The organism is Shewanella sp. 125m-1 (assembly GCF_052977065.1).
In genome coordinates this window covers 1-20,998 of sequence record NZ_JBRILT010000067.1, presented here as the reverse complement: position 1 = coordinate 20,998, position 20,998 = coordinate 1, and the positions used below count along the sequence as shown (strand labels likewise).

General features: G+C 42.8%; 18 protein-coding genes and 2 other RNA genes. 10 read left to right on the top strand and 10 right to left on the bottom strand.

All coding sequences use genetic code 11. From position 1 onward, the window contains the following. Window positions 1–354: 354 nt before the first annotated feature. An RNA gene (gene ffs / locus ACVBIK_RS19785) (signal recognition particle sRNA small type) lies at window positions 355–439 on the bottom strand. A gap of 187 nt (window positions 440–626) precedes the next feature. Between ffs (ACVBIK_RS19785) and ACVBIK_RS19780 the strand changes: the two genes are divergently transcribed. After that, complete coding sequence (locus ACVBIK_RS19780) at window positions 627–2,549, top strand: AAA family ATPase (RefSeq protein ID WP_447170349.1); 1,923 nt, start codon at window positions 627–629, stop codon at window positions 2,547–2,549. Window positions 2,550–2,932: 383 nt separating this feature from the next. Continuing rightward, window positions 2,933–3,514, top strand: a complete 582-nt coding sequence (locus ACVBIK_RS19775; protein WP_447170348.1) for a recombinase family protein — start codon at window positions 2,933–2,935, stop codon at window positions 3,512–3,514. A gap of 75 nt (window positions 3,515–3,589) precedes the next feature. On the opposite strand, the gene ACVBIK_RS19770 is transcribed toward ACVBIK_RS19775, so the two are convergent. The 3 genes from ACVBIK_RS19770 to ACVBIK_RS19760 form a co-directional block, all read right to left on the bottom strand. Further along, on the bottom strand, window positions 3,590–4,405 hold the full coding sequence (locus ACVBIK_RS19770; protein WP_447170347.1) for a DUF6538 domain-containing protein: 816 nt from the start codon (window positions 4,403–4,405) through the stop codon (window positions 3,590–3,592). A gap of 73 nt (window positions 4,406–4,478) precedes the next feature. Further along, window positions 4,479–4,575, bottom strand: an RNA gene (gene ffs, locus ACVBIK_RS19765) — signal recognition particle sRNA small type. Between the two features lie 212 nt (window positions 4,576–4,787). Further along, window positions 4,788–5,102: a ComEA family DNA-binding protein gene (locus ACVBIK_RS19760; RefSeq protein ID WP_447170346.1), complete on the bottom strand. Its 315-nt coding sequence runs from the start codon at window positions 5,100–5,102 to the stop codon at window positions 4,788–4,790. Between the two features lie 387 nt (window positions 5,103–5,489). Here ACVBIK_RS19760 and ACVBIK_RS19755 point away from each other — a divergent pair, with 387 nt between their 5' ends. Then, window positions 5,490–6,884, top strand: a complete 1,395-nt coding sequence (locus tag ACVBIK_RS19755) for an SLC13 family permease (protein WP_447161217.1) — start codon at window positions 5,490–5,492, stop codon at window positions 6,882–6,884. Window positions 6,885–6,970: 86 nt separating this feature from the next. On the opposite strand, the gene ACVBIK_RS19750 is transcribed toward ACVBIK_RS19755, so the two are convergent. The 6 genes from ACVBIK_RS19750 to pspA form a co-directional block, all read right to left on the bottom strand. Next, entirely contained in the window at window positions 6,971–8,152 is a 1,182-nt protein-coding gene (locus tag ACVBIK_RS19750) for a trans-sulfuration enzyme family protein (protein ID WP_447164117.1), read from the bottom strand. A gap of 375 nt (window positions 8,153–8,527) precedes the next feature. Next, on the bottom strand, window positions 8,528–9,643 hold the full coding sequence (locus ACVBIK_RS19745; protein ID WP_447170345.1) for a TIGR01620 family protein: 1,116 nt from the start codon (window positions 9,641–9,643) through the stop codon (window positions 8,528–8,530). 43 nt (window positions 9,644–9,686) lie between these two features. Next, window positions 9,687–11,132, bottom strand: coding sequence for a YcjX family protein (locus ACVBIK_RS19740; protein WP_447161214.1), 1,446 nt, complete (start codon window positions 11,130–11,132; stop codon window positions 9,687–9,689). A gap of 105 nt (window positions 11,133–11,237) precedes the next feature. Then, a complete protein-coding gene (gene pspC / locus ACVBIK_RS19735; RefSeq protein ID WP_447170344.1) occupies window positions 11,238–11,630 on the bottom strand; it encodes an envelope stress response membrane protein PspC in 393 nt (130 codons plus the stop codon). Window positions 11,631–11,695: 65 nt separating this feature from the next. Then, the gene (pspB, locus tag ACVBIK_RS19730; protein ID WP_447161212.1) at window positions 11,696–11,929 is read right to left on the bottom strand and encodes an envelope stress response membrane protein PspB; all 234 of its coding nucleotides are present in this window, start codon (window positions 11,927–11,929) and stop codon (window positions 11,696–11,698) included. Window positions 11,930–11,950: 21 nt separating this feature from the next. Continuing rightward, window positions 11,951–12,628 carry a phage shock protein PspA gene (pspA, locus tag ACVBIK_RS19725; RefSeq protein ID WP_447170343.1) on the bottom strand — a complete coding sequence of 226 codons (678 nt, stop codon included), beginning with the start codon at window positions 12,626–12,628 and terminating at the stop codon, window positions 11,951–11,953. A 177-nt stretch (window positions 12,629–12,805) separates the two neighbouring features. On the opposite strand from pspA, the gene pspF reads away from it, so the two are divergent. The 7 genes from pspF to fabV all read left to right on the top strand — a co-directional run bounded on the left by pspF (window position 12,806) and on the right by fabV (window position 20,639). Continuing rightward, window positions 12,806–13,879, top strand: coding sequence for a phage shock protein operon transcriptional activator (gene pspF / locus ACVBIK_RS19720; protein ID WP_447170342.1), 1,074 nt, complete (start codon window positions 12,806–12,808; stop codon window positions 13,877–13,879). A gap of 64 nt (window positions 13,880–13,943) precedes the next feature. Continuing rightward, the gene (locus ACVBIK_RS19715) at window positions 13,944–15,572 is read left to right on the top strand and encodes an ABC transporter substrate-binding protein (protein WP_447161209.1); all 1,629 of its coding nucleotides are present in this window, start codon (window positions 13,944–13,946) and stop codon (window positions 15,570–15,572) included. After that, a complete protein-coding gene (locus ACVBIK_RS19710; RefSeq protein WP_447161208.1) occupies window positions 15,572–16,603 on the top strand; it encodes an ABC transporter permease subunit in 1,032 nt (343 codons plus the stop codon). Before ACVBIK_RS19715 ends, ACVBIK_RS19710 begins: the two co-directional genes overlap by 1 nt. Then, window positions 16,590–17,480, top strand: a complete 891-nt coding sequence (locus ACVBIK_RS19705; RefSeq protein WP_447161207.1) for an ABC transporter permease subunit — start codon at window positions 16,590–16,592, stop codon at window positions 17,478–17,480. Before ACVBIK_RS19710 ends, ACVBIK_RS19705 begins: the two co-directional genes overlap by 14 nt. Before the next feature lie 4 nt (window positions 17,481–17,484). Next, entirely contained in the window at window positions 17,485–18,492 is a 1,008-nt protein-coding gene (locus ACVBIK_RS19700) for a peptide ABC transporter ATP-binding protein (protein WP_447161206.1), read from the top strand. Further along, complete coding sequence (locus tag ACVBIK_RS19695) at window positions 18,473–19,258, top strand: peptide ABC transporter ATP-binding protein (RefSeq protein ID WP_447161205.1); 786 nt, start codon at window positions 18,473–18,475, stop codon at window positions 19,256–19,258. Before ACVBIK_RS19700 ends, ACVBIK_RS19695 begins: the two co-directional genes overlap by 20 nt. A gap of 178 nt (window positions 19,259–19,436) precedes the next feature. Beyond that, on the top strand, window positions 19,437–20,639 hold the full coding sequence (fabV, locus tag ACVBIK_RS19690) for an enoyl-ACP reductase FabV (protein WP_447161204.1): 1,203 nt from the start codon (window positions 19,437–19,439) through the stop codon (window positions 20,637–20,639). Window positions 20,640–20,998: the final 359 nt, after the last annotated feature.

Here is a 20,998-nt window from a genome sequence, read left to right as displayed (position 1 = left end):
GGCCGAATATATGGGTGCAATGAACTCTTCTCAAAGTTGATATTAAATATCTTGCAAACCGGATGGGTCCATATATGCTGTAGTTAAGCCCTCAGGGATGAGTTCATGGCGTCTTGTGGAGTCAATATCCAGCAGCTAGAACATTCAGAGCCTAATCCAGATACAGGGGCAGGACAAGCTAATCCGATTTTTTACATGAGGTGGTACACACGAATTGTACAAGTAGGGAGTCTAATATAAAAAAGGCGCAATAGAACTGATAACGTTAGTTGGATTAGCACTAAAAAAAGTATGAAAACAAATAGTTATTTCTTAGGTGTTACAAAAAGCGGGGAGTTTTGGAGGCTCCCCTAGAGCCGCACTCCGGCACATGAGTCACTTGCTGCGGTTGCTCCCTTCCAGGCCTGGCCGAGTTCACAAGTTATCATTGCGGAGGCATGCGAGGTAAGCACCCATTAACTAGCTCAGAAATGACCCAAGTTGGGTTAAGTCGTTAATGTCGCACTATATGTACCACTTCTGATAACTGCAAACAAGTTTATTATTGAAAGTCACTGCCTACAAATAATCACTTGACCTTCTGCGTAAACAACTGATAATAATGAATTTAAATTTGGCGAGCCAGTATGGAATTACAATATAATAGAGAATATGCTTCAATAAAGGAGTTTTCACCTTATACACTTCCTGATTTCGTCTTAATTACAGGGGTTAATGGCTCAGGTAAAACTCACTTACTGAAGGCTATAGAACAAGACTTCATTCGCGTAGACAGCATCACCCGCGCTAGACAAGAAGTTATCTATTATGATTGGAACACTCTGGTACCCAACGTTCCACAAGCTGTAAATATAGCTAATCTACCTGATATCTCACAAACCTTCGAAAATACAAGGCAGTTCCGTGTAGCTCTAGAACAACAGATCAGCCATATCTGTAACCGTTATCATGTATCGAAAGAGCAAGAAAAGCAGATAATAGAGACCCTAGAAGTTCCCGCTATTGAAATGGAGAATTTTAGTCGGTTCTCAAAAGACATTAACGGTCAGATCCAAAACAGCGCAGTTCAGATCAGGAGCAACCTAAGTGCCATTTCATCGATTGATGGGTTAGACGATCGTACTATTATTAAATTAGACCAAAACTCCACGAAAAATTTACCTATAACATTCAAATCTGGGCAGTCTTTATTTCAACATTCATTTTCTCTTATCTTCTTGCGATACTATGAACTAGTCCGTGATAATAAACTGAGTCGATTAGACTTTGATGACGGAGATAGCACCTCATCTTATTTATCTGATGCGGATTTTATTGCCCGACATGGTCGCCCACCTTGGGAAATTGTAAATAATATCCTCAATAGTGCAAATTTGGATTTTCAAATTACTTTTCCAATTGGTAATACTGTAAAAACGTTTGTTCCCAAATTAATAAAAAAGTCAACAGGAGTCGAAGTCAAGTTTCAAGCTCTTTCATCTGGTGAAAAAGTACTAATTTCTTTTGCTTTTTGTATTTTTCATACCGCAGATGAACGAAATGACTTATCGAAGCCTAAGTTAATTCTTCTTGATGAAGTTGATGCTACTTTACACCCTGCTATGTCACGTCAGTTAGTTACTATAATTAGAGAGAATATAGTTAAAATGGAGGGGATTAAGGTCATCATGACGACTCATTCACCATCCACTGTTGCAATAGCTCCTGAAGATAGTATTTATTTAAAGAAACCAGATCTATCCACCCTAGTAAAAACATCTAAATCTGAAGCCATGAATGTCTTAACAGAAGGAATACCGAGCTTAGCAATTGACTTCTCAGGGCGAAGACAGGTGTTTGTTGAAAGTGATTCTGATGCAGAAAGGTATGACGCCTTGTATCAAATATATAAATCACAATTAAGTTCTGAGATATCACTAGCTTTTATTGGTGCAGGGGCTAGAAAAAAAAGTGGTGAACATACTGGTTCAGGTTGCGCAGTAGTTATAAAGACCGTTGATAACTTACGCAGTGCTGACAACAGCAAGATATTTGGTTTAATAGACTGGGATTGTGACCAAAAACGCTCTGACACAAAGGGAGTAAAAGTACTAGGAAAAGACTATTGGCACTCTATTGAAAACTGTTTATGTGACCCTCTGCTTATTGCCTTATTCTTACTTCGAAAAGCTCCAAGTTATCTAAGCGATCGACACAATTTGAGTACAGAAATTAATTACATTTCACTGCCAAACATGGAACATATCGAATTACAGAAAGTTTCAAACCTCATTCAATCAGAAGTGCTTAAGTGTAAAAGTGATGAACTCACATATGATTCTATTGAATTTACTTATCTAGGAGGCTTTAGCATTAATGTCTCAGAAAGATATTGTCAGTTCAGAGGTCATGATTTAGCCGAAAAAATTATTGACACTTTTAAGCCTTTGGAGTCGTACCGTGAAGACCCTGACAGATTATTGAAACTAATAATTGAACAGCCAATTACAGAACATAAACAGGTTATACCAACAGCGCTATTAGAGTGTTATAGAAAACTACTTTCATAAGTTAAGATATGCTCTTAGTAACGATGGAATAATCAAGCGACAACCTCAACTCTGTTACTAACTTGTTGGGCTGAAAGGTAAAATATCACAAAATTGTCTGAGGCCTTTTAATAAGAAGGTCTCTGCTAGTTTCCCCCCTGCCCCCCTTCGATTAGAGACACAAAGACAAATCTTTAGCTATAGCCCTGCCCCTCTAACCTGTGGACATAAACACTAGAGCAACCAAGGCTTAGACCCCTGAATCATTAGGCTCAACAAACCGTCGTTAGATGACACCATCATAAGTGACCGCAAGCAGGTATCAACAAATTACCCATTGACATTGATGACACCCAAGATTATTGTTGATACCGTTTATGACACCAGCCACTGAGACCAACCTAATGAGAACCTTTGCATACTGTCGTGTATCTACTGTTGAACAGAACGCTGAAACACAAGCCCACCAGCTTAAGGAGAGAGTCGCTGACCTATTGGATACTCGCATCATAAGTGAATCTATATCTGGTGGTGTCGCTGCTATGGCTCGTCCAGCCTTTAAGGAACTAGTCGACCACAAGCTTGAGGCTGGTGACAGATTGGTAGTCTTGAAGCTTGACCGCTTAGGACGAGATGCTATTGATGTGCTTCAAACCATTAAGATGCTGACAGAGAAAGGTGTCTCAGTACAATCGTTAGACCTGCCTGTATCTGACCTCAGCACCCCAGAGGGAAAACTCATGCTTAGTCTTATGACTGCCTTTGCTGAGTTCGAGAAGTCTAGGATTGTCGAGAGAACACAAGAGGGTCTTGCGAGAGCTAAAGCCGAGGGTAAAACCTTAGGCCGACCAGTAGCAAAAGGTACGACTCAATCAGTACTCAAAGCTAGAGCCGATGGTCTATCCCAAGCCAAGGCAGCTCAAGTACTAGGTCTATCATTAGCAACCATCAAAAGGCACTGGAATAAAGAGCTACAAGCCCTCTAAATGATCCGTAGAGGCACGTTAGACCTCCCTTAGTACAATGGTAGCCATATGGCTTTATGAGGCAATCAAGATCCTTTAAGATCTATAAATGCTTATCTGTCTGTGGCTACCTGTTTTAGTCAAAATCACCAAAAATAGCACCTGACTCCAGACTATAGAAAGAAGACAAGTCGCTATGACTGATTCTCCTGACGTTGTTTCGATCATATTGATTTTGGTCTCGCTCAAGGCATCTCGTGCCTTAGAGGCTTTAACCTTTGCCGACACCTTAATACTTAAGCCTGTCATAGGGTTGCTAGTGCCGTAATGGAGAGCTGCCCACTGTAATAGTGAAGAGACTCGGGTCAGTCGCTTATTAACTGTTGATACAGCAAGGTCTGCTTTGGATGAGAAGTGTCGTTTGTATTCTAATGCTTTAGCTAAGGTGAACTGTTCAAGACGTATATCGCCTATAAGACTAATCATGTCTTTAAAGGTCTGGCGGTTAACCTGCTCACTGTGTGGTGACCATGCGCCTTGCTTGCGTTTCTCTTGGCAAAACTCTTCTACAACTTGGCTGAGTCTTGGGAGCTTAGGATGACTGTTGTTGCTTTGGGCGGTAATAGTGGGAGCAGAGACATTGGCTGGTCTTAAGGCCTCTTGCGTACAGGCTTGAGTATGAACCGCCTCAGTAGTGCCTTGAGTATCACCATCAGCAACACTGCGTAACTGGCTCAACACTTGCCAAGACTTACGAACGGCTTCAAGACGGTCTCTAGTCGCTAAGGACTTTCTGATTTCACGTTTACCAAGGGAGCTTTGCTGAGCTTCGGGTACGACTATTCGCGCATACCAAATGCCATGACGAGATTGAAACAAATATGGGGGAGTTTTAGCTAAACTATTTCTCATCGAGTGTACCACCAAGTGTATCACCTGAGGTATTTCTGAGATAAGCCTTTGATTAGACTTTAGTTTGGAGGCTCCCCTAGAGCCGCACTCCGGCACATGAGTCACTTGCTGCGGTTGCTCCCTTCCAGGCCTGGCCGAGTTCACAAGTTATCATTGCGGAGGGACCCTAGGGTCACCATCGATTTCTTTAAGAGCGTTACTCCAAAGAACGGCTGCATTATCTATCATGCATCACCAGCAATCAAGTGATTATCACCCAAGTTTACCCAATTTGGGTTTAATCGACGATTCTATAAACAAAAGCCCTTAAATAAGGGCTTTTTCACACTATAAACTAGAGCTTATCGCGTAAGGGGTTGGTTATCCGTTTAACTGTAGGTAGCTATAAACTAAGTTTGCTGCGGTTTTTCTCGATTAGCTTTTCACCAATCCCTTTCACTTCGGTGAGTTGTTCAATTGAATTAAAATTTCCATGCTGTTGACGATACTCAACAATTGCAGCGGCTTTAGCCTCACCGATACCACTTAATGCGGATAGCTGAGCAATTGTTGCGCTATTAATTTTAATCAACTCGGATTTAGCTTTAGATTGTTTTGCTTGCTGTGACGTGGGTGCTTCTGCAACTTTCGTTGCCGATACTGCAGGAAATATTAATAAACTCGATAGGCATAAAACAGACAAAATGACTTTATACATAGAAAACTCCTTTTATTTATCCATAAATGTGTGGCCGCAATCCTTTTTCCATCGCCACAACTAAAAGATAGATCACTGTCGCGAATTTAGCCAGTCAGCGCCCACCATCACACCAGCACCAACAAGAAAGAGATCACGATCACACTAAAGGTATAATGGCTAACTTTCAGTAACTTGTATTGCACATACAAAAAATGCCTGTTTGATGAATAAATGTCGAATTAACAGAACAACTTTAAGTGACAGTAATCTCAAATGCACTATTTTCGGGAGAGCTCGCACGCTTTTTATATGCCAAATCTGTAAGTTTTTAACGCCATGCCAGGTTTTGAACTTAGCTAAAGCTGAACTAGAGTGAGTCAACCTAAAATAATAATGGACATGACAATGTCATTTGAATCAACAAAAGTACCCGATAATACCGATGGCATGATGTCAAAACAGCAGAAAAAGTTAATCATTTTGGCTGCTGATATCATACTGTTATTTTTGATGTATAACTTCCTTCCCTTCGAACAAGGCGTTAATACGGGTTTAGCCTTACTGGTATTTACAGCAATTCTGTGGTTAACAGAAGCCATTCATATCAGTGTCACAGCAATTCTAATTCCAATTTTGGCCGTTCTATTTGGTGTGTTCGAAACACAATCGGCAATGAGTCACTTTGCGAACCCTATCATTTATCTATTCTTTGGTGGTTTTGTGCTAGCTGCTGCGTTAAACCACCAAGGTATTGATAGGTTGATTGCCCAGAAAGTGCTTGGCGCTTCAAAAGGTCGCCTTTCAGTAGCCTGTGTGATGCTATTTGGGATCACCGCGGGTCTATCTATGTGGATCAGTAATACCGCCACAACCGCAATGATGTTACCTCTTGCTCTTGGTATTTTGCATCAAATCGATATCGCTAAGCATAAAAGCACCTACCTGTTTGTGTTGCTAGGTATCGCCTACTCGGCCAACATCGGCGGGATAGGTACCTTAGTGGGCAGCCCGCCTAATGCGATTGCGGCTGCTCAAGTAGGACTATCTTTTGCCGATTGGCTTGAGTTTGGTCTTATTACTGTCGCAATTATGCTGCCAATGATGCTGATTGCACTTTATTTGTACTTAAAGCCCGATCTTTCGATGATCTGTGAAGTGAAAGCCGAGCAGCAGTCATTGAACTTCCAAGGTAAATTAACCCTACTTATTTTCATTTCAACAGTGTGCTGCTGGATTTTCAGTAAACCTCTTTCACAAGCCTTAGGCGGCATCGCTAAATTCGATACAATTGTAGCCCTGAGTGCGGTCGTACTATTGGCAGGTCTTGGGTTAGTCCAATGGAAAAAAATTGAAACCACAACAGATTGGGGCGTACTTATCCTATTCGGTGGCGGCTTAACCTTAAGTGCTGTACTTAAAGCAACGGGCACAAGTGTATTTCTAGCCCATTGGATCACCGATATTTTTGGTAATACCCACATGGCGCTATTTACATTTGCAGTAATAGCCTTTGTGGTCATGTTAACTGAATTTGCCAGTAATACGGCCAGTGCAGCATTATTGGTTCCGGTGTTTGCTGCCATAGCCGAAGCTTTAGGGCTGTCACCTGTTATGCTGTCAGTATTAATTGGTATCGCTGCATCTTGTGCCTTTATGCTACCTGTTGCCACACCACCAAACGCTATCGTTTATGGCTCCGGTTATATTAAGCAGTCTGAAATGATGAAGGCTGGTGTGATTATCAACTTTATCAGTATGGTAGTGCTTTATATCATCGCGCATACTTTCTGGGATATTTAACCCAACACAAAAGAGCCCAACCTTAGGTCGGGCTCTTATTATTCATTGTAAAAATCAGCAAGTATTAACCTCACACGAATTGGTTATTACCCCAGCTTATCTAAGCCCGCCTCAAGTGCCTGAATAATATCTTCTACCGATTCTAGTCCCACCGAGATCCGCAGCAAATTATCCGTGATCCCCGCTCGACTTCGCTCTTCATCTGTATAAGGAGAATGTGTCATTGAAGCTGGGTGCTGGATAAGCGATTCAGCATCGCCAAGACTGACCGCAATAGAAAATAACGGCAACTGATTAATAAAGCTTATCGATTCCTCAAGGCTGGCATCAAGCTCAAACGCTATTACGCCGCCCGCTCTTCGCATCTGCGTGCCAAGCAATTTATGACCAGGATGGCTTTTAAGTGCTGGGTAGTACACCTTAGATATTTTCGGGTGGTACTCAAGGTAACTAGCGATTTTTTCAGCATTATCACAATGCCTTTCAAGGCGAACATCTAAGGTTTTTAATCCTCGCAGGATGAGCCATGCATCATGGGGAGAAAGCACTGCGCCAACATCTTTGAGCACTTCATATTTAATCACCTCCATCTGCTGATGACTCGCGCAGATCAGCCCGGCAATAACATCACCATGACCATTGAGGTATTTAGTGGCGCTGTGAATAACAATATCGATCCCATGCTTGATGGGTTGCTGCAATAAAGGCGTCATAAAGGTGTTGTCCACCACACTCACCAAATTGTGCTGCTTAGCGATACCAGCTATCAAATCTAGGTTATACACATCTAAATGTGGATTTACTGGTGTCTCGCAAAAAATTACTTTGGTATTAGGCTTTACTGCGGCCTTAATTTCCGCTTCGTCATTGAAATTAACTAATGATACTTCAATGCCGAACCTCACTAACAGCGAAGTCATTAACGAAAAAGTACATCCATAAACTGCATTAGATGCGACTAAATGATCACCATGACTTAAGTTTGCCAATAATGCTGCCGATACCGCCGCCATGCCAGAAGCCGTCGCAGCCGCCGCTTCGCTGCCTTCTAGTGCAGCAATTTTGCGCTCAAGCTCTGCTGTCGTCGGGTTTCCTAAACGCGTGTAAATATAACCTTGTTCAGCTCCCGAAAATCTCGCTCCGCCCTGCTCTGCGCTATCAAACACAAAAGTAGCACTTTGGCATAATGGCGTCACCAGCGCACCGACGGGGTTACTCTCACGTCCAGCATGGATTACTTTTGTGGCGAGTTTCCATCTATCTTGCATATTGCTCTCCCAACTAATTTACACTGACTTTTTAATCGTTGTGAATGTCAGTTAACTCTCTTCAAGCTCAAATGAATTTACCAACCCATTAAATCTAAAAATCAAACAACAGGGCTAACTCTTATGCACTCAACATGAACTACTCAGGCTAAAGATCATACTATTTGGGAGGAATTTGACTTAAGCAGCATGTAAATTGAATGTTACAGCCAACGGGAAATGTGAGGAGGCAAGTGGGATTATCAACGATGTTTTAGTGAGTGGCTAACTTATAAGTGTTTGCTAAATAGCACTTATAAGTGTTTGCTAAATAGCACTTATAAGTTAGCGCGAAGCCTCAGTCGCGAGCATCATCAAATCGTTTAATATAACAAACTAGTCTTTATGGACCGTTGTCTTCTCTGCTTTAACGCTTTTAGACAATACGCTCGCCGATAGCTCTTTTAGACTGAGTAGCAGTTCTTTATGGATCCCTGAAAGCTTAGGCTTAGATTGCGCAGTAAACTCAAGCGGACGACATAATGCCATTGCTTGGTAACCGAGCCTTGCCGTTAGCAGTCCGCCACCTAGCCCTTGAGCGAGTCTGGCAGATAATTTACCTGACATCTCTACCGACAACAATTGAGTGCCTAAGTCGGTAATAATCTCGCTCGAGCCGGCGTAGATAATATTGCCTATAATGCTGCGGATCAGTTTTATGCGACTCCAATAACCCAGCTCAACGCCATAACAAGCTGCAAGCTTATTAATCATGCTCTGGTTACGCCAAAGAATAATCGCCATATCTAACATCGCTAAAGGACTCGCAGCCAGTAATAAAGCCGATTCTTGAGCAAAACGTCGCACAATTTTTTTAGCAGCTAAATCACGCTCACTCAATACCAGTGAATCGAACAATATGAGTTTTTCAGCGTCGTTATGTTCCGCTGTAACACTTTGCTGATATCGACTAACCTGCACGGTTTTAGGGAGTTTCTCAATGATCTCATCAATAAATGGATCGGCCTCTCCCATCTGCATGCTGTGCACTAAACGGTTACCAACACTTTGACTGTCTTCGATAGCCTTTAAGGCTTTTAGCTTTCGCCATTCAACAAAGGTCATCTTACCAGCCCATAATGTCACAAGAACGGTGACACTGGCATAAAGGCCAAATAACCAACTACTCTGTAAAAAAGCCGCTTGTAGGCTAAGAACGGCTTCTACAACCACGACCACAGCGATACCGACTAGGCACAACCTCCCCAACCAACTGCGTTTACGCGCTAAGTGCGGATCTTTTGTCGTTTCTTGCGCTAACGGATCAAACGCCGCTAAACGCTCGTCAACTAGGGTTTCAAGCTCTGACTCTGAGAAGCTAGCGGTTTCGATAAACTCGAGCTGTGGATCAAAGCTAGTCGCTGCAGCTAGCTTTATATCTGTCTCATTGCTATCAGAGTCACTATTGTCGAATCGTTGTTGTTTTTTAATGGAATTATCACCTTGTGACATACACACTCACTCGTCTAACGTTTACCTAAAGACTGATCTAGTATTATTTCAACTTGTCACCGAGCAAATACTGTAAAACATGATCTAAACGTATGTGCTCAAAATCGGCGTTACTGCGCTGCGGATGTTGATTCACTGCTGGCGCAAAATTGACAAACTCAAAGCCCTGATTATCCCAAAAATCAGCAGAGGGTAAAGACTTAGGCACCTCTCCTGGAAACAGGGTCACAGGCTCTTGCTCGCTAAGCTCGGTGCCACGTACCACTTCTATTTCGCGTCCATCTTGTTTGACCATGCCATGGCTAGTTGATTTAATCGCACTGATCGCCATGGTTTCAACCTCACAACCCTCAAACTTAGCGTGTTGCTGACTTTGATGAACCAATTGAGTCAATAAAGATAAAACATTGCCTTGCTGATCACGAGTAACATGGTCAACTTTACTGGCTGCAAACAACAGCTTATCTATTTTTGGCGAGAAAAGTCTTTTGAGTAAGCTCGACTGGCCAAATTGAAAGCTTTCCATCACCGCATGGATTGCTGATTTCATGTCATCAAATTGAGCACGGCCACGGTTTAGTGGGGTAAAGCAATCGACAAGTAATAGCTGCCTATCAAATTTGGCAAAGTAATCATGATAAAAAGGTTTAACGACCCGACTGACATACTCTTTATAGCGCTGCTTTAGCGTGTGATAAAAGCTGTTAGAGGCCGATTGCTCAAGTGTTTGAAAGCCTAACTCATCAATATCAAGCAGCGGAAACAATGCCAAAACAGGCGTGCCATCTAACTCACCCGGTAACAATAATCGCCCCGGCTGAGCATAATAAAATCCATGATTCGTCACGCAGTCTTGCAGTAGCTTTTGGTAACTGTCTGCAATTTGCTGCAGCTTAAGTTCATCAGCTTCGCTAGCCAAATCAATGCTATTAAGTAATTGAGTAAATTCAGCATAATAAGTCGAACACTGAAAAACGGCCTTTCTTTCTACTTGCGTATTTGACCACTGCTGAAATGACAGTTTTAGCATGGGCAGATCGAGTAGCCATTCACCCGGATAGTCGACAATATCTAAATATAAGGTGGCACTATCGGTAAGCTTTGATAGTAAACCTTTAGCTGGACGATATTTTATGGCGAGTCTGAGCTCGCTGATACTACGGGTAGATATTGGCCAGACCCGAGGTTCAGTCGTTAACGACTTCATCGCCCCGTCATAATTAAAACTTGGAATAGTTAAATCAGGTTGCATATCGCGTTTTACGCCATACAAGCGACCATCACGCGCGACTTGCCATAAGGGTAAGTGTGAGCTTGTTTCTGCAATACCGGAATGCAGCAGTTGATTAACAAGGCCAGTAATAAACGCTGTTTTACCCGCCCCAGCCAAGCCTGTAACCGCTAGGCGTAGATTTCTATCGGTTGTTCTAAGCGCAACGGCTTGGGTATTCTTAGTGAGCTTTTTGAGAGAGCGTTTAAGACTTGCCATAAAATGAAGTAAAACTCGTTTTGAGAAAGTTCTAGGGCAGTATAGCCTGCCCCGTCATTGAACTATAGATCATTGCTTATAGATCATTGGCTACAGATGATTCATCTATAAATTATTGATTTGATCTTTAAGATCGTAATTGTCAGAAGTGACGTGACGTTCTAGATTTTGTAGCCTCACTTCTAAAGTTCTAAACTGGCTATTCACATCCCTTAAGGCCATTTTAGCTGGCTCTCCTGATTGCCAAAACTTTTTCTTCAATTCAATCTCTTTGCTTGCAAACTCGTTCTTTCCTGTGCCAGGTTTAATATCCAAGATCATCCAAAGCAACACGTAGATGATCAGCACAATCCCTGAGCCACCCAACAAGAAGATTGAAGCGGCAAGTACTCTAACTAACCAAGTTTCAAAATTGAAGTAATCAGCAATACCGGCACACACACCCGCTATTTTACCTGACTGAGGAATCCGATATAACGTTCGTTTACCATCGTTCATCCTGACTTCCTCCTTGTTATTTAATTAAATAGTGGCGCAGTTCTACAGTAATGAGTCGAGGTTGTTTAATCATTTCGACTCCTCCACTGTGGTGCCTCACTGTCTAAGATTGCTTCTAACGTTTCAATGCGGTGTGACATTTTGTCAGCTTTGGCAATCAGCTCATTAAGCTGGTTAAACTCTTCTTCAGTAAGGCCTTGGCTAACCTGTCTCTTACTGCGGTAATGCAGTATTAACCATATTGGAGCCACGACTACCATAAAAATAATAATCGGGGCCATTAAAATATCCGGGTCCATAACTCACCTCCTTTTAGGTTATTACTTAGTTTTAGTTTTACTTCCCTTTATTTTCGCTTTAAGCGCTTCAAGCTCGGCGTTAACTGAATCTTCAGCTTCTAGCGCAGCGAATTCATCGTTCAGCGTGCGCTTATTACCCAAATCGTATGAATCAACTTGAGATTCTAAATTTTCTACACGACGCTCATATTGATCAAACTTATTCATGGCATTATCAATTTTACTTGAATCAAGCTGCTTCTTTACTTCTAAGCGTGATGAAGCTGTCTGCTTGCGCATGATGATAGTCTTTTGACGTGCTTTAGCATCGGCTAGCTTATCTTGTAGCAAGTTAACTTCTTCTTTAAGACGCAAGATATGCTCTTCAACAACCACTAATTCAGCAGCAAGTGTTTGCGCTAGGTCATTAGCTTTTTGTTTTTCAACTAAAGCCGCTTTCGCAAGATCTTCACGGTCTTTCGATAAAGCAAGTTCAGCCTTATTTTCCCAATCTTGTACCTGCTCTTGTACTTTAGCGATGCGGCGAATGATCTCTTTTTTCTCAGCCAATACTTTGGCAGAGGTAGAGCGCACTTCAACTAACGTGTCTTCCATCTCCTGAATGATAAGACGAACCATTTTCTCTGGATCTTCAGCCTTATCAAGTAATGAACTGATATTCGAGTTTATGATGTCTGCAAAGCGTGAAAAGATTCCCATAATAATTTCCTCTAATTAACGTTGGATTCGATAAATATAATCCACATTCCGTGCCAACTTTCTATTTACCCAACAATACAATGACTTAAACAATTATTTAACTTTTACTTTCATTTATAAACTGACCGTCATATTATTATTTTCACCACTTATTAGCGTGAAAGACTAAAAATTACTGTGAGAAAGCAATTTCAGCAAGATAACCTGATTGGACAATCCAATGCTTTACTGGAAGTCCTTGAACATATTTCACAAGTAGCGCCTTTATCTAAGCCGGTACTCATTATTGGTGAACGCGGTACAGGTAAAGAGCTTATCGCTGAGCGTTTGCACTATTTATCAAAACGCTGGGATCAAAGCTTTATCAAGCTCAACTGCTCATCGTTAAGTGAAAACTTACTCGAAAGTGAGTTGTTTGGCCATGACTCCGGTGCATTTACCGGAGCGAATAAAAAACATGAAGGCCGTTTTGAACGCGCCGATGGCGGCACCTTGTTTTTAGATGAGCTTGCCAATACTTCAGGGCTAATTCAAGAAAAGTTATTACGCGTAATTGAATACGGCGAATTTGAACGCGTCGGTGGAAGCAAAACGGTACAAACCGATGTGCGCCTTATTTGTGCCGCCAACGAAGATCTTCCCTCTCTTGCTGAAGCGGGTGAATTTAGACCAGATCTACTCGACAGACTCGCTTTTGATGTGATCACTTTGCCCCCCTTAAGACACAGAACAGAAGATATCATGCCACTTGCAGAGTATTTTGCGGTCGGTATGGCAAGACAGTTAAAGCTTGAGCTATTTGAAGGCTTTAGCCCAAATGCAACTAAGCAGCTTATGGAGTATCAGTGGCCTGGTAATATTCGCGAGCTTAAAAACGTTGTTGAACGTAGCGTTTATCGCAATGCCGATACCAACATCGCCATTGATCAGATCATTATTGACCCCTTTGCTTCCCCCTATCGACCAACAAAGCGCGTTAAAACAAAAGAGCGTCAGCAAAGTGTGTCTTCTGAAAACGTTAATTTCACTAACAATGGCACAGAAGTAAGTGCTAACCCAATAACAAAGGTCGACAATACGGTTAACTTCCCTATCGACTTCAAAACACACTGTGAGCAAAACGAAGTAGCTATTCTTAAACTCGCGTTAGAAGCGGGCCAATTTAACCAAAAGAAGACCGCTGAATTGCTCGACCTTAGTTACCATCAGCTTCGCGGGATCTTAAAGAAATACAACTTGCTGGATAAATAATTGCTGTTAGCTAGCGGGCACTGTTAAAATGGCTGACAATGTTCAGCTAAAAAATGATTGCTTAATGAAACAGCTGCTAAAGAGAATAAAGTTGATCACCGGGATCGTTGCGATTAACTTGTTACTCATCGCCTGTGGGCCACAGCAAGTTCCCGCGGGTTTAGTCTACTGCTCGGAAGGCAACCCTGAGACGTTTAATCCTCAGTTAGTGACCTCAGGAACGACAATTGACGCCACTTCACAACAAATTTACGACAGTTTAGTCGATTATGACCCGATTTCGGGTGAAATAGTGCCTTCTCTTGCGACCTCATGGGACACCTCTGAAGATGGGCTAAGCTATCGCTTTAAGTTACGATCAGGTGTCAAATTTCATCATACCCCTTGGTTTACACCGACTCGCGAATTAAACGCCGATGATGTGCTGTTTTCTTTTAATCGCATCATAGATAGCAGCAACCCTTACCATCAAGTATCAAAAAGTGGTTACCCTTTCTTTCAAAGTATCGGTTTTAATCAAACTGTCGCCAATATAGAAAAAGTGGCTGATGACGAAGTGATTTTTCACCTGAATCAAAGTGATGCATCATTTCTTGCCAATTTAGCAACCGGTTTCTCTGTTATTTTGTCTAAAGAGTACGCCGATAACCTCATCAACCAAGGAACCCCTGAGCTGCTGGACAGAAACCCTGTCGGTACGGGTCCGTTTAAGTTGGTCAAATATGTCAAAAATGAGCTTATCCGTTACCACCGAAATGATGATTTTTGGCGCACTTTACCTGAATTGGAACAGCTTGTTTTTAATATTACCCCACAAAGTAGTGCCAGATTAACCAAGCTCATCACGGGTGATTGTAGTGTATCTGCGCTCCCTAAAGCTGGCGAGCTACCTGTGATTAAGCGCCACCCTAGCCTTGAGCTTGATACCCAACTTGGTTTCAATGTCGCATTTTGGGCTTTCAACACCCAAAAGAAACCTTTTGATGATGTTCGTGTTCGTCAGGCATTGGCCTACGCCGTCGATAAAAACAACATCTTAAGGGTGGTTTACCAAGAAACAGCGATAAAAGCGACGGGAATGCTGCCCCCCCAGTCTTGGGCCTACCATTACAATAAGAGCCGCTATCAATATAATCCTGAAAAGGCACGCGCCTTGTTAAAGGATGCTGGAATAACCAACCTAAGCATTGATATCTGGGCGATGCCCGTTGCACGTATTTATAACCCTAATGCGCTTAAAACAGCCGAACTAATCCAGGCCGACTTGGCCAATATCGGTGTTAAGGTCAATATTGTCACTTACGATTGGAGTGTATTTAATCAAAAACTTAATCGTAACGACTATGACTCAGTGTTAATTGGTTGGAATGCTGATAATAGCGATCCTGATAATTTCTTTTCACCTATTATGAGTTGTGACTCTCTCGACTCGTCGAGTAACCGTGCCCAATGGTGTAATTTAGAAATGGATAGCATCTTAGCAAAGGCCAAAGCCACGACATCAGAACCCGAACGAAAAATACTTTATCAGCAAGCTGAAGCGTTATTTATCGAACATGTGCCTATGATGACATTTGCCCACGCTACCCAGTTGACCTTTAAAAACAGAAACGTCAAACAAACACAGCTTACTCCTTTTGGCGGGATTTCATTTGAACGAGCCAAAAATATAGCGCCTGAGGGAGACTTATAATGGGTCGATATCTTTTACGCAGATTAAACCTATTTTTTGCCACAACGCTTGTATTAGTTGGCGTGTTGTTTGTGACGACTGAACATTTCCCCGTTAATAAGGCATTTGCTTTAAGCGGAATAGCGGCCCCGAGCGCAGAGCAATTACAGCAAATAGAAGAGACTTATCAGTTAAACGGCAATCAACTAGAGCAGTTTATTGCCTATGCAAAGACGCGTTTGAGTGGCGATTTAGGCTTATCTATCACCTCTCAACGTCCAGTTATTGAAGAATTAACCCAGGCATTGCCTGCTTCATTTGAGCTAGCAACGGTTGCAGGGCTAATTGCAGTACTACTGGGCGTTCCATTAGGGATATTCGCCTCATTAAGTAAGAATAAAATCACCCAACACAGTATTATGGCGATCACCTTAACCGGTTATTCAATTCCGGTATTTTGGTTAGGCCTCACCTTATCACTCTGGTTTGGTGTCGAACTTGGTTGGCTGCCAGTATCAGGGCGGATTAACCTATTATATGAAATCGAGCCAAAGACCGGATTTATGCTAATCGATACCCTCTTCTCTGACTCGGTATACCGTTTCTCCGCATTTAAAGATGCCCTGTTTCATATTATATTACCCTCGATAACCCTAGCCGTATTGCCTTTTACAGTGGTGGTACGAATTACCCGCGCCGCCATGTTAAACATTATGGACCAACCTTACATTAAGGCAGCTGAAGCTCGCGGATTACATACTGGAACCATTGTGCTACGCCATGCGCTGCCAAATGCGCTTATTCCCGTGCTAAAAAACTTGGGGTTAATGCTGGGGACTTTTGCAAGTTACGCCATGATTGTTGAAGTTATCTTCTCCTGGCCCGGAGTCGGCAACTGGTTAGTATCGGGTATTTATCAGCGTGATTACACAGTGATCCAAGGTGGCGTGTTAGGCGTTGCACTTATCATCATTTTTTTAAGCATCTTAATTGAAGTACTTCATAACGCTTATAATCCGCTAAGCAGGAAAGAACTTTATGCCGCGAATTAGAATTTATCAAGAAGACCATATCCCTTCGCCAATGCAAAAGGTGTGGCAGGCATTTGCTGATAACCCGTTCGCATTAATAGGGCTTTGGGCTGTATGTTGTTTACTTATAGTGGCAATTTTTGGCCCATGGATAGCGCCATTTTCACCAGAGCAACAGGATCCATTGGCACTGCTTTTACCGCCGTCTTGGGATGCGAGTGGCACGGTTGAGCACTTTCTCGGGACCGATGATTTAGGCCGAGATATCTTTAGTCGCTTGCTTCACGGTGCGCACCTTACGTTTGGCATGGCGCTGGCTATTGTACTGGCGTCCTTGTTAGTCGGTTTCATCATTGGCTCAATTTCTGGCATGATGAAGGGGCTAAAATCATCAATTTTAAGCCACCTTCTCGACGCGCTGTTATCCATTCCATCTTTATTAATGGCAATATTGGTTGTAGCGGTTATGGGGCCAGGATTAGATAACGTATTTTGGGCTGTGGGTATAGCCCTAACGCCACAGTTTGTAAGGGCAATTCACCAAGCTGTGCACGAAGAACTGCAAAAAGATTACGTGACAGCGGCCAAGTTAGACGGCGCTAACTCAGTACAGGTTTTTTGGTATGTCATTATGCCAAACGTATGGGAAACCGTGATAATCCAAACGACGCTGGCCATTTCAGCTGCGATTTTGGATATTGCAGCACTGGGATTCTTAAACCTTGGAGCGCAAGCCCCAAGCCCTGAATGGGGCGCTATGGTCTCTCAAGGATTAGATAACTTATTGACCGCACCTTGGACTGTAACCATCCCAGGTGTTGCTATTTTATGTAGCGTGCTTGCTATTAACTTAGTCGGTGATGGTTTGAGATCGGCGTTATCGCCCATCAGAAATTAATACTATGCCTTTACTTGATATACGTAACCTCACCATTGAACTTGATACGCCTCAAGGGCGAGTCAAGGCTCTGGAGCGCGTTAGCTTAACCATAAACCCCGGCGAATTACACGGCCTTGTGGGTGAGTCAGGCTCAGGTCGTACTCTACTCGCTCGCGCGATTTTAGGGGTGCCTGGCCATAACTGGACCATTACTGCTGATCGTATGATGTGGGATGGCCAAAACCTAATGGACATGTCTACCAAGCAGCGCCGCAATTTAATGGGCAGTGAAATCGCAGTCATATTCCAAGATCCTACAGGTAGCCTAGATCCAGCGATTACAGTGGGTAGTCAGCTCGTTGAAGCCATGCCTCAAGATAAACAAGTTTCATTTTGGAAACGCAATAAAGCGCGTAAAGCAACGGCGCAAAAATGGTTGCATAAGGTTGGTATTAAAAACACTGAAGAGGTCATGAGCAGTTATGCTTGGGAGCTCTCTGCAGGTGAGTGTCAGAAAGTGATGATAGCAATGGCCATTGCCAATCAGCCACGCCTATTGATTGCAGATGAGCCCACAGACTCGATGGAGATCAGCACTCAAGCGCAGATATTTAGACTTTTAAGTAAACTTAATCAACTACACAATGTATCCATTTTACTTATCAGCCATGAATTAGAAACCTTATCGGGCTGGTGCGATCAGCTGACCGTACTCTATTGCGGTCAAGTGATGGAATCGGGCCCGACATCCGAACTCCTCGAGCAACCATTTCATCCTTATACTAAAGCGTTACTCGATAATATGCCCGACTACTCCGGAGTATTGGCCCATAAATCCGTGATGAAAACCTTACCAGGATCGTCGCCAGCATTGCAACATCTGCCTATAGGTTGCCGACTTGGACCGCGCTGCCCGCAGGCGCAGAAACGTTGTGTTAGTAAACCTAGTTTGTGCCATAAAAAAGGCCGCTATTTTGCTTGTCATTTCCCCTACCACAGTGAGCCATGCAATGACGACACCACTTCTTAAAGTTAATGATCTCAGTAAAAGTTATTATGCTGGCTACAAACGTTTTAAGCGTCAATACAACAAGGCGCTTTCACCGGTATCATTTGAGTTAAACCAGGGTGAAACATTAGCCATTGTTGGTGAAGCGGGTTCGGGCAAGAGTACAATAGCTCGAATTTTGGTCGGTGCGGAAATTAGAAGTGGCGGAGAGATTTTCTTCGAAGGGGAACCATTAGATAAACACGATCTAAAACAGCGTTGTCGCCTGATCCGCATGATTTTTCAGGATCCCAATACCTCACTTAACCCAAGGCTGACCATTGGCGAATTGTTGGATGAACCCCTGAAATTTAATACTAAACTGGATAGTCGTGAACGCAAGGCCCAGGTGATTGATAAGCTTAGAAAGGTTGGCCTATTACCGGAGCATATTGAATTTTATCCACATATGATCTCTGAAGGACAAAAACAGCGCGTTGCCGTAGCGAGAGCGTTAATGCTTGACCCAAAAATTATCATTGCTGACGAAGCCTTAACCGCCCTCGATCTATCAGTAAGATCACAGATCTTAAACCTATTGCTCGAACTGCAACAAGATATGGGGCTGTCTTATATATTCGTGTCCCATAATATGAATATTATCCGCCATGTCAGCGATAAAATAATGGTACTTAAAAAAGGGGTGATGGTTGAGAAAGCAACTACAGAACAATTGTTTAATGCACCTCAACATGAATACACCCAAAGGCTGATCCAAGAGCAAAGTTTGTTTACCCGAAAAAAATAACAAGGGTTTGTTTCGCTTTGACTGGGCATAAACTCGTAGGATTAGGCCTCTAAGGCCTCTTTTCCAGTCTGTAAACTGCTCCAACCACTGATAAAAAAGCCGATTTTCAACAAAAACGAGTGCCATTTGATGTCGGTTTAATTATCCTAGAGACAATTTTTTAAGAGAATCAAAAAATATGATCATCAAACCTAGAATCCGTGGTTTTATTTGTACTACGACCCATCCTGTTGGCTGTGAAGCTAATGTTCTTGAGCAAATCAACTTTACCAAAGCTAAAGGCAAAATTGCTAACGGCCCTAAAAAAGTATTAGTCGTTGGCTCATCGAGTGGATACGGTCTGTCTTCACGCATCACAGCCGCTTTTGGTAGCGATGCCGCCACGTTAGGTGTGTTTTTTGAAAAGCCAAGTACTGAAACTAAACCTGGCACAGCGGGCTGGTATAACTCAGCGGCATTTGACAAGTTTGCTAAGGCAGAAGGCCTTTACTCTAAAAGCATCAACTGCGACGCTTTTAGCCACGAAGCAAAGCAAAAAGCGATTGAAATTATCAAGCAAGACCTAGGTCAGGTTGATATGGTCGTTTACTCACTCGCGTCTCCTGTTCGAAAAATGCCTGACAGTGGTGAGCTAATTCGCTCATCTTTAAAGCCAATCGGTGAAACTTATACTGCAACCGCTGTTGATACCAACAAAGACATTATCATCGAAGCAACGGTAGAGCCTGCATCTGAGCAAGAAATTGCCGATACTGTCACAGTAATGGGCGGCGAAGACTGGGAACTATGGATGCAAGCCTTATCTGAAGCTGGCGTGTTAAGCGATAACTGCAAAACCGTTGCTTACAGCTACATCGGCACCGAGCTGACATGGCCTATCTACTGGCATGGTGCACTGGGTAAAGCTAAGATGGACCTCGATAGAGCCGCTCACGCGTTAGATACTAAGCTTTCTGCTACTGGCGGTAGCGCTAACGTTGCAGTACTTAAGAGTGTTGTGACTCAAGCAAGTTCTGCCATCCCTGTTATGCCTCTATATATTGCGATGGTATTTAAGAAAATGCGCGCAGAAGGCTTACACGAAGGCTGTATCGAGCAAATCAACCGTATGTTCAGTGAACGCCTATACAAGGCTGATGGCACTGCGGCTGATGTCGACGATTCAAACCGTCTTCGTTTAGATGACTGGGAGCTTCGTGAAGAGATCCAGCAACATTGCCGTGACATGTGGCCACTAGTGACCACTGAAAACTTAAGCGAGCTGACCGATTACCGTGAATACAAAGAAGAGTTCTTAAAACTGTTCGGTTTCGGTATCGAAGGCATCGATTACGAAGCTGACGTCAACCCAAATGTTGAGTTTGATGTGGTTTCAATTTAACGAGCAACCGCTAGGTTTGATTCGATAATAAAACGCCGCAATAGTACATTGCGGCGTTTTTTATTGCGCCTTCGCAAGCTCCTTCACCCTACCGCGTGCCTAACTGACTTTGTCGTCAGGCCTATCTCTGAGTACCGTTGAAATTAAATATTGCTTCATCCAAAAAACAACGAGGGCAGTAGAAAAAGCAGTAAGCTTTTAATCTTTATCTTCGTGAAAGCTAACCGCTTCGTGGTAAAAAGTTCTGAATTAAAAATCAATGCGATACACCACGAAGGACATAGAGCGCTGCGCTACACGAAGAAATCCATCGGCAAGATTAACTATAAGATAATAGCTTTGCTTTTTTGCTCTCCTTC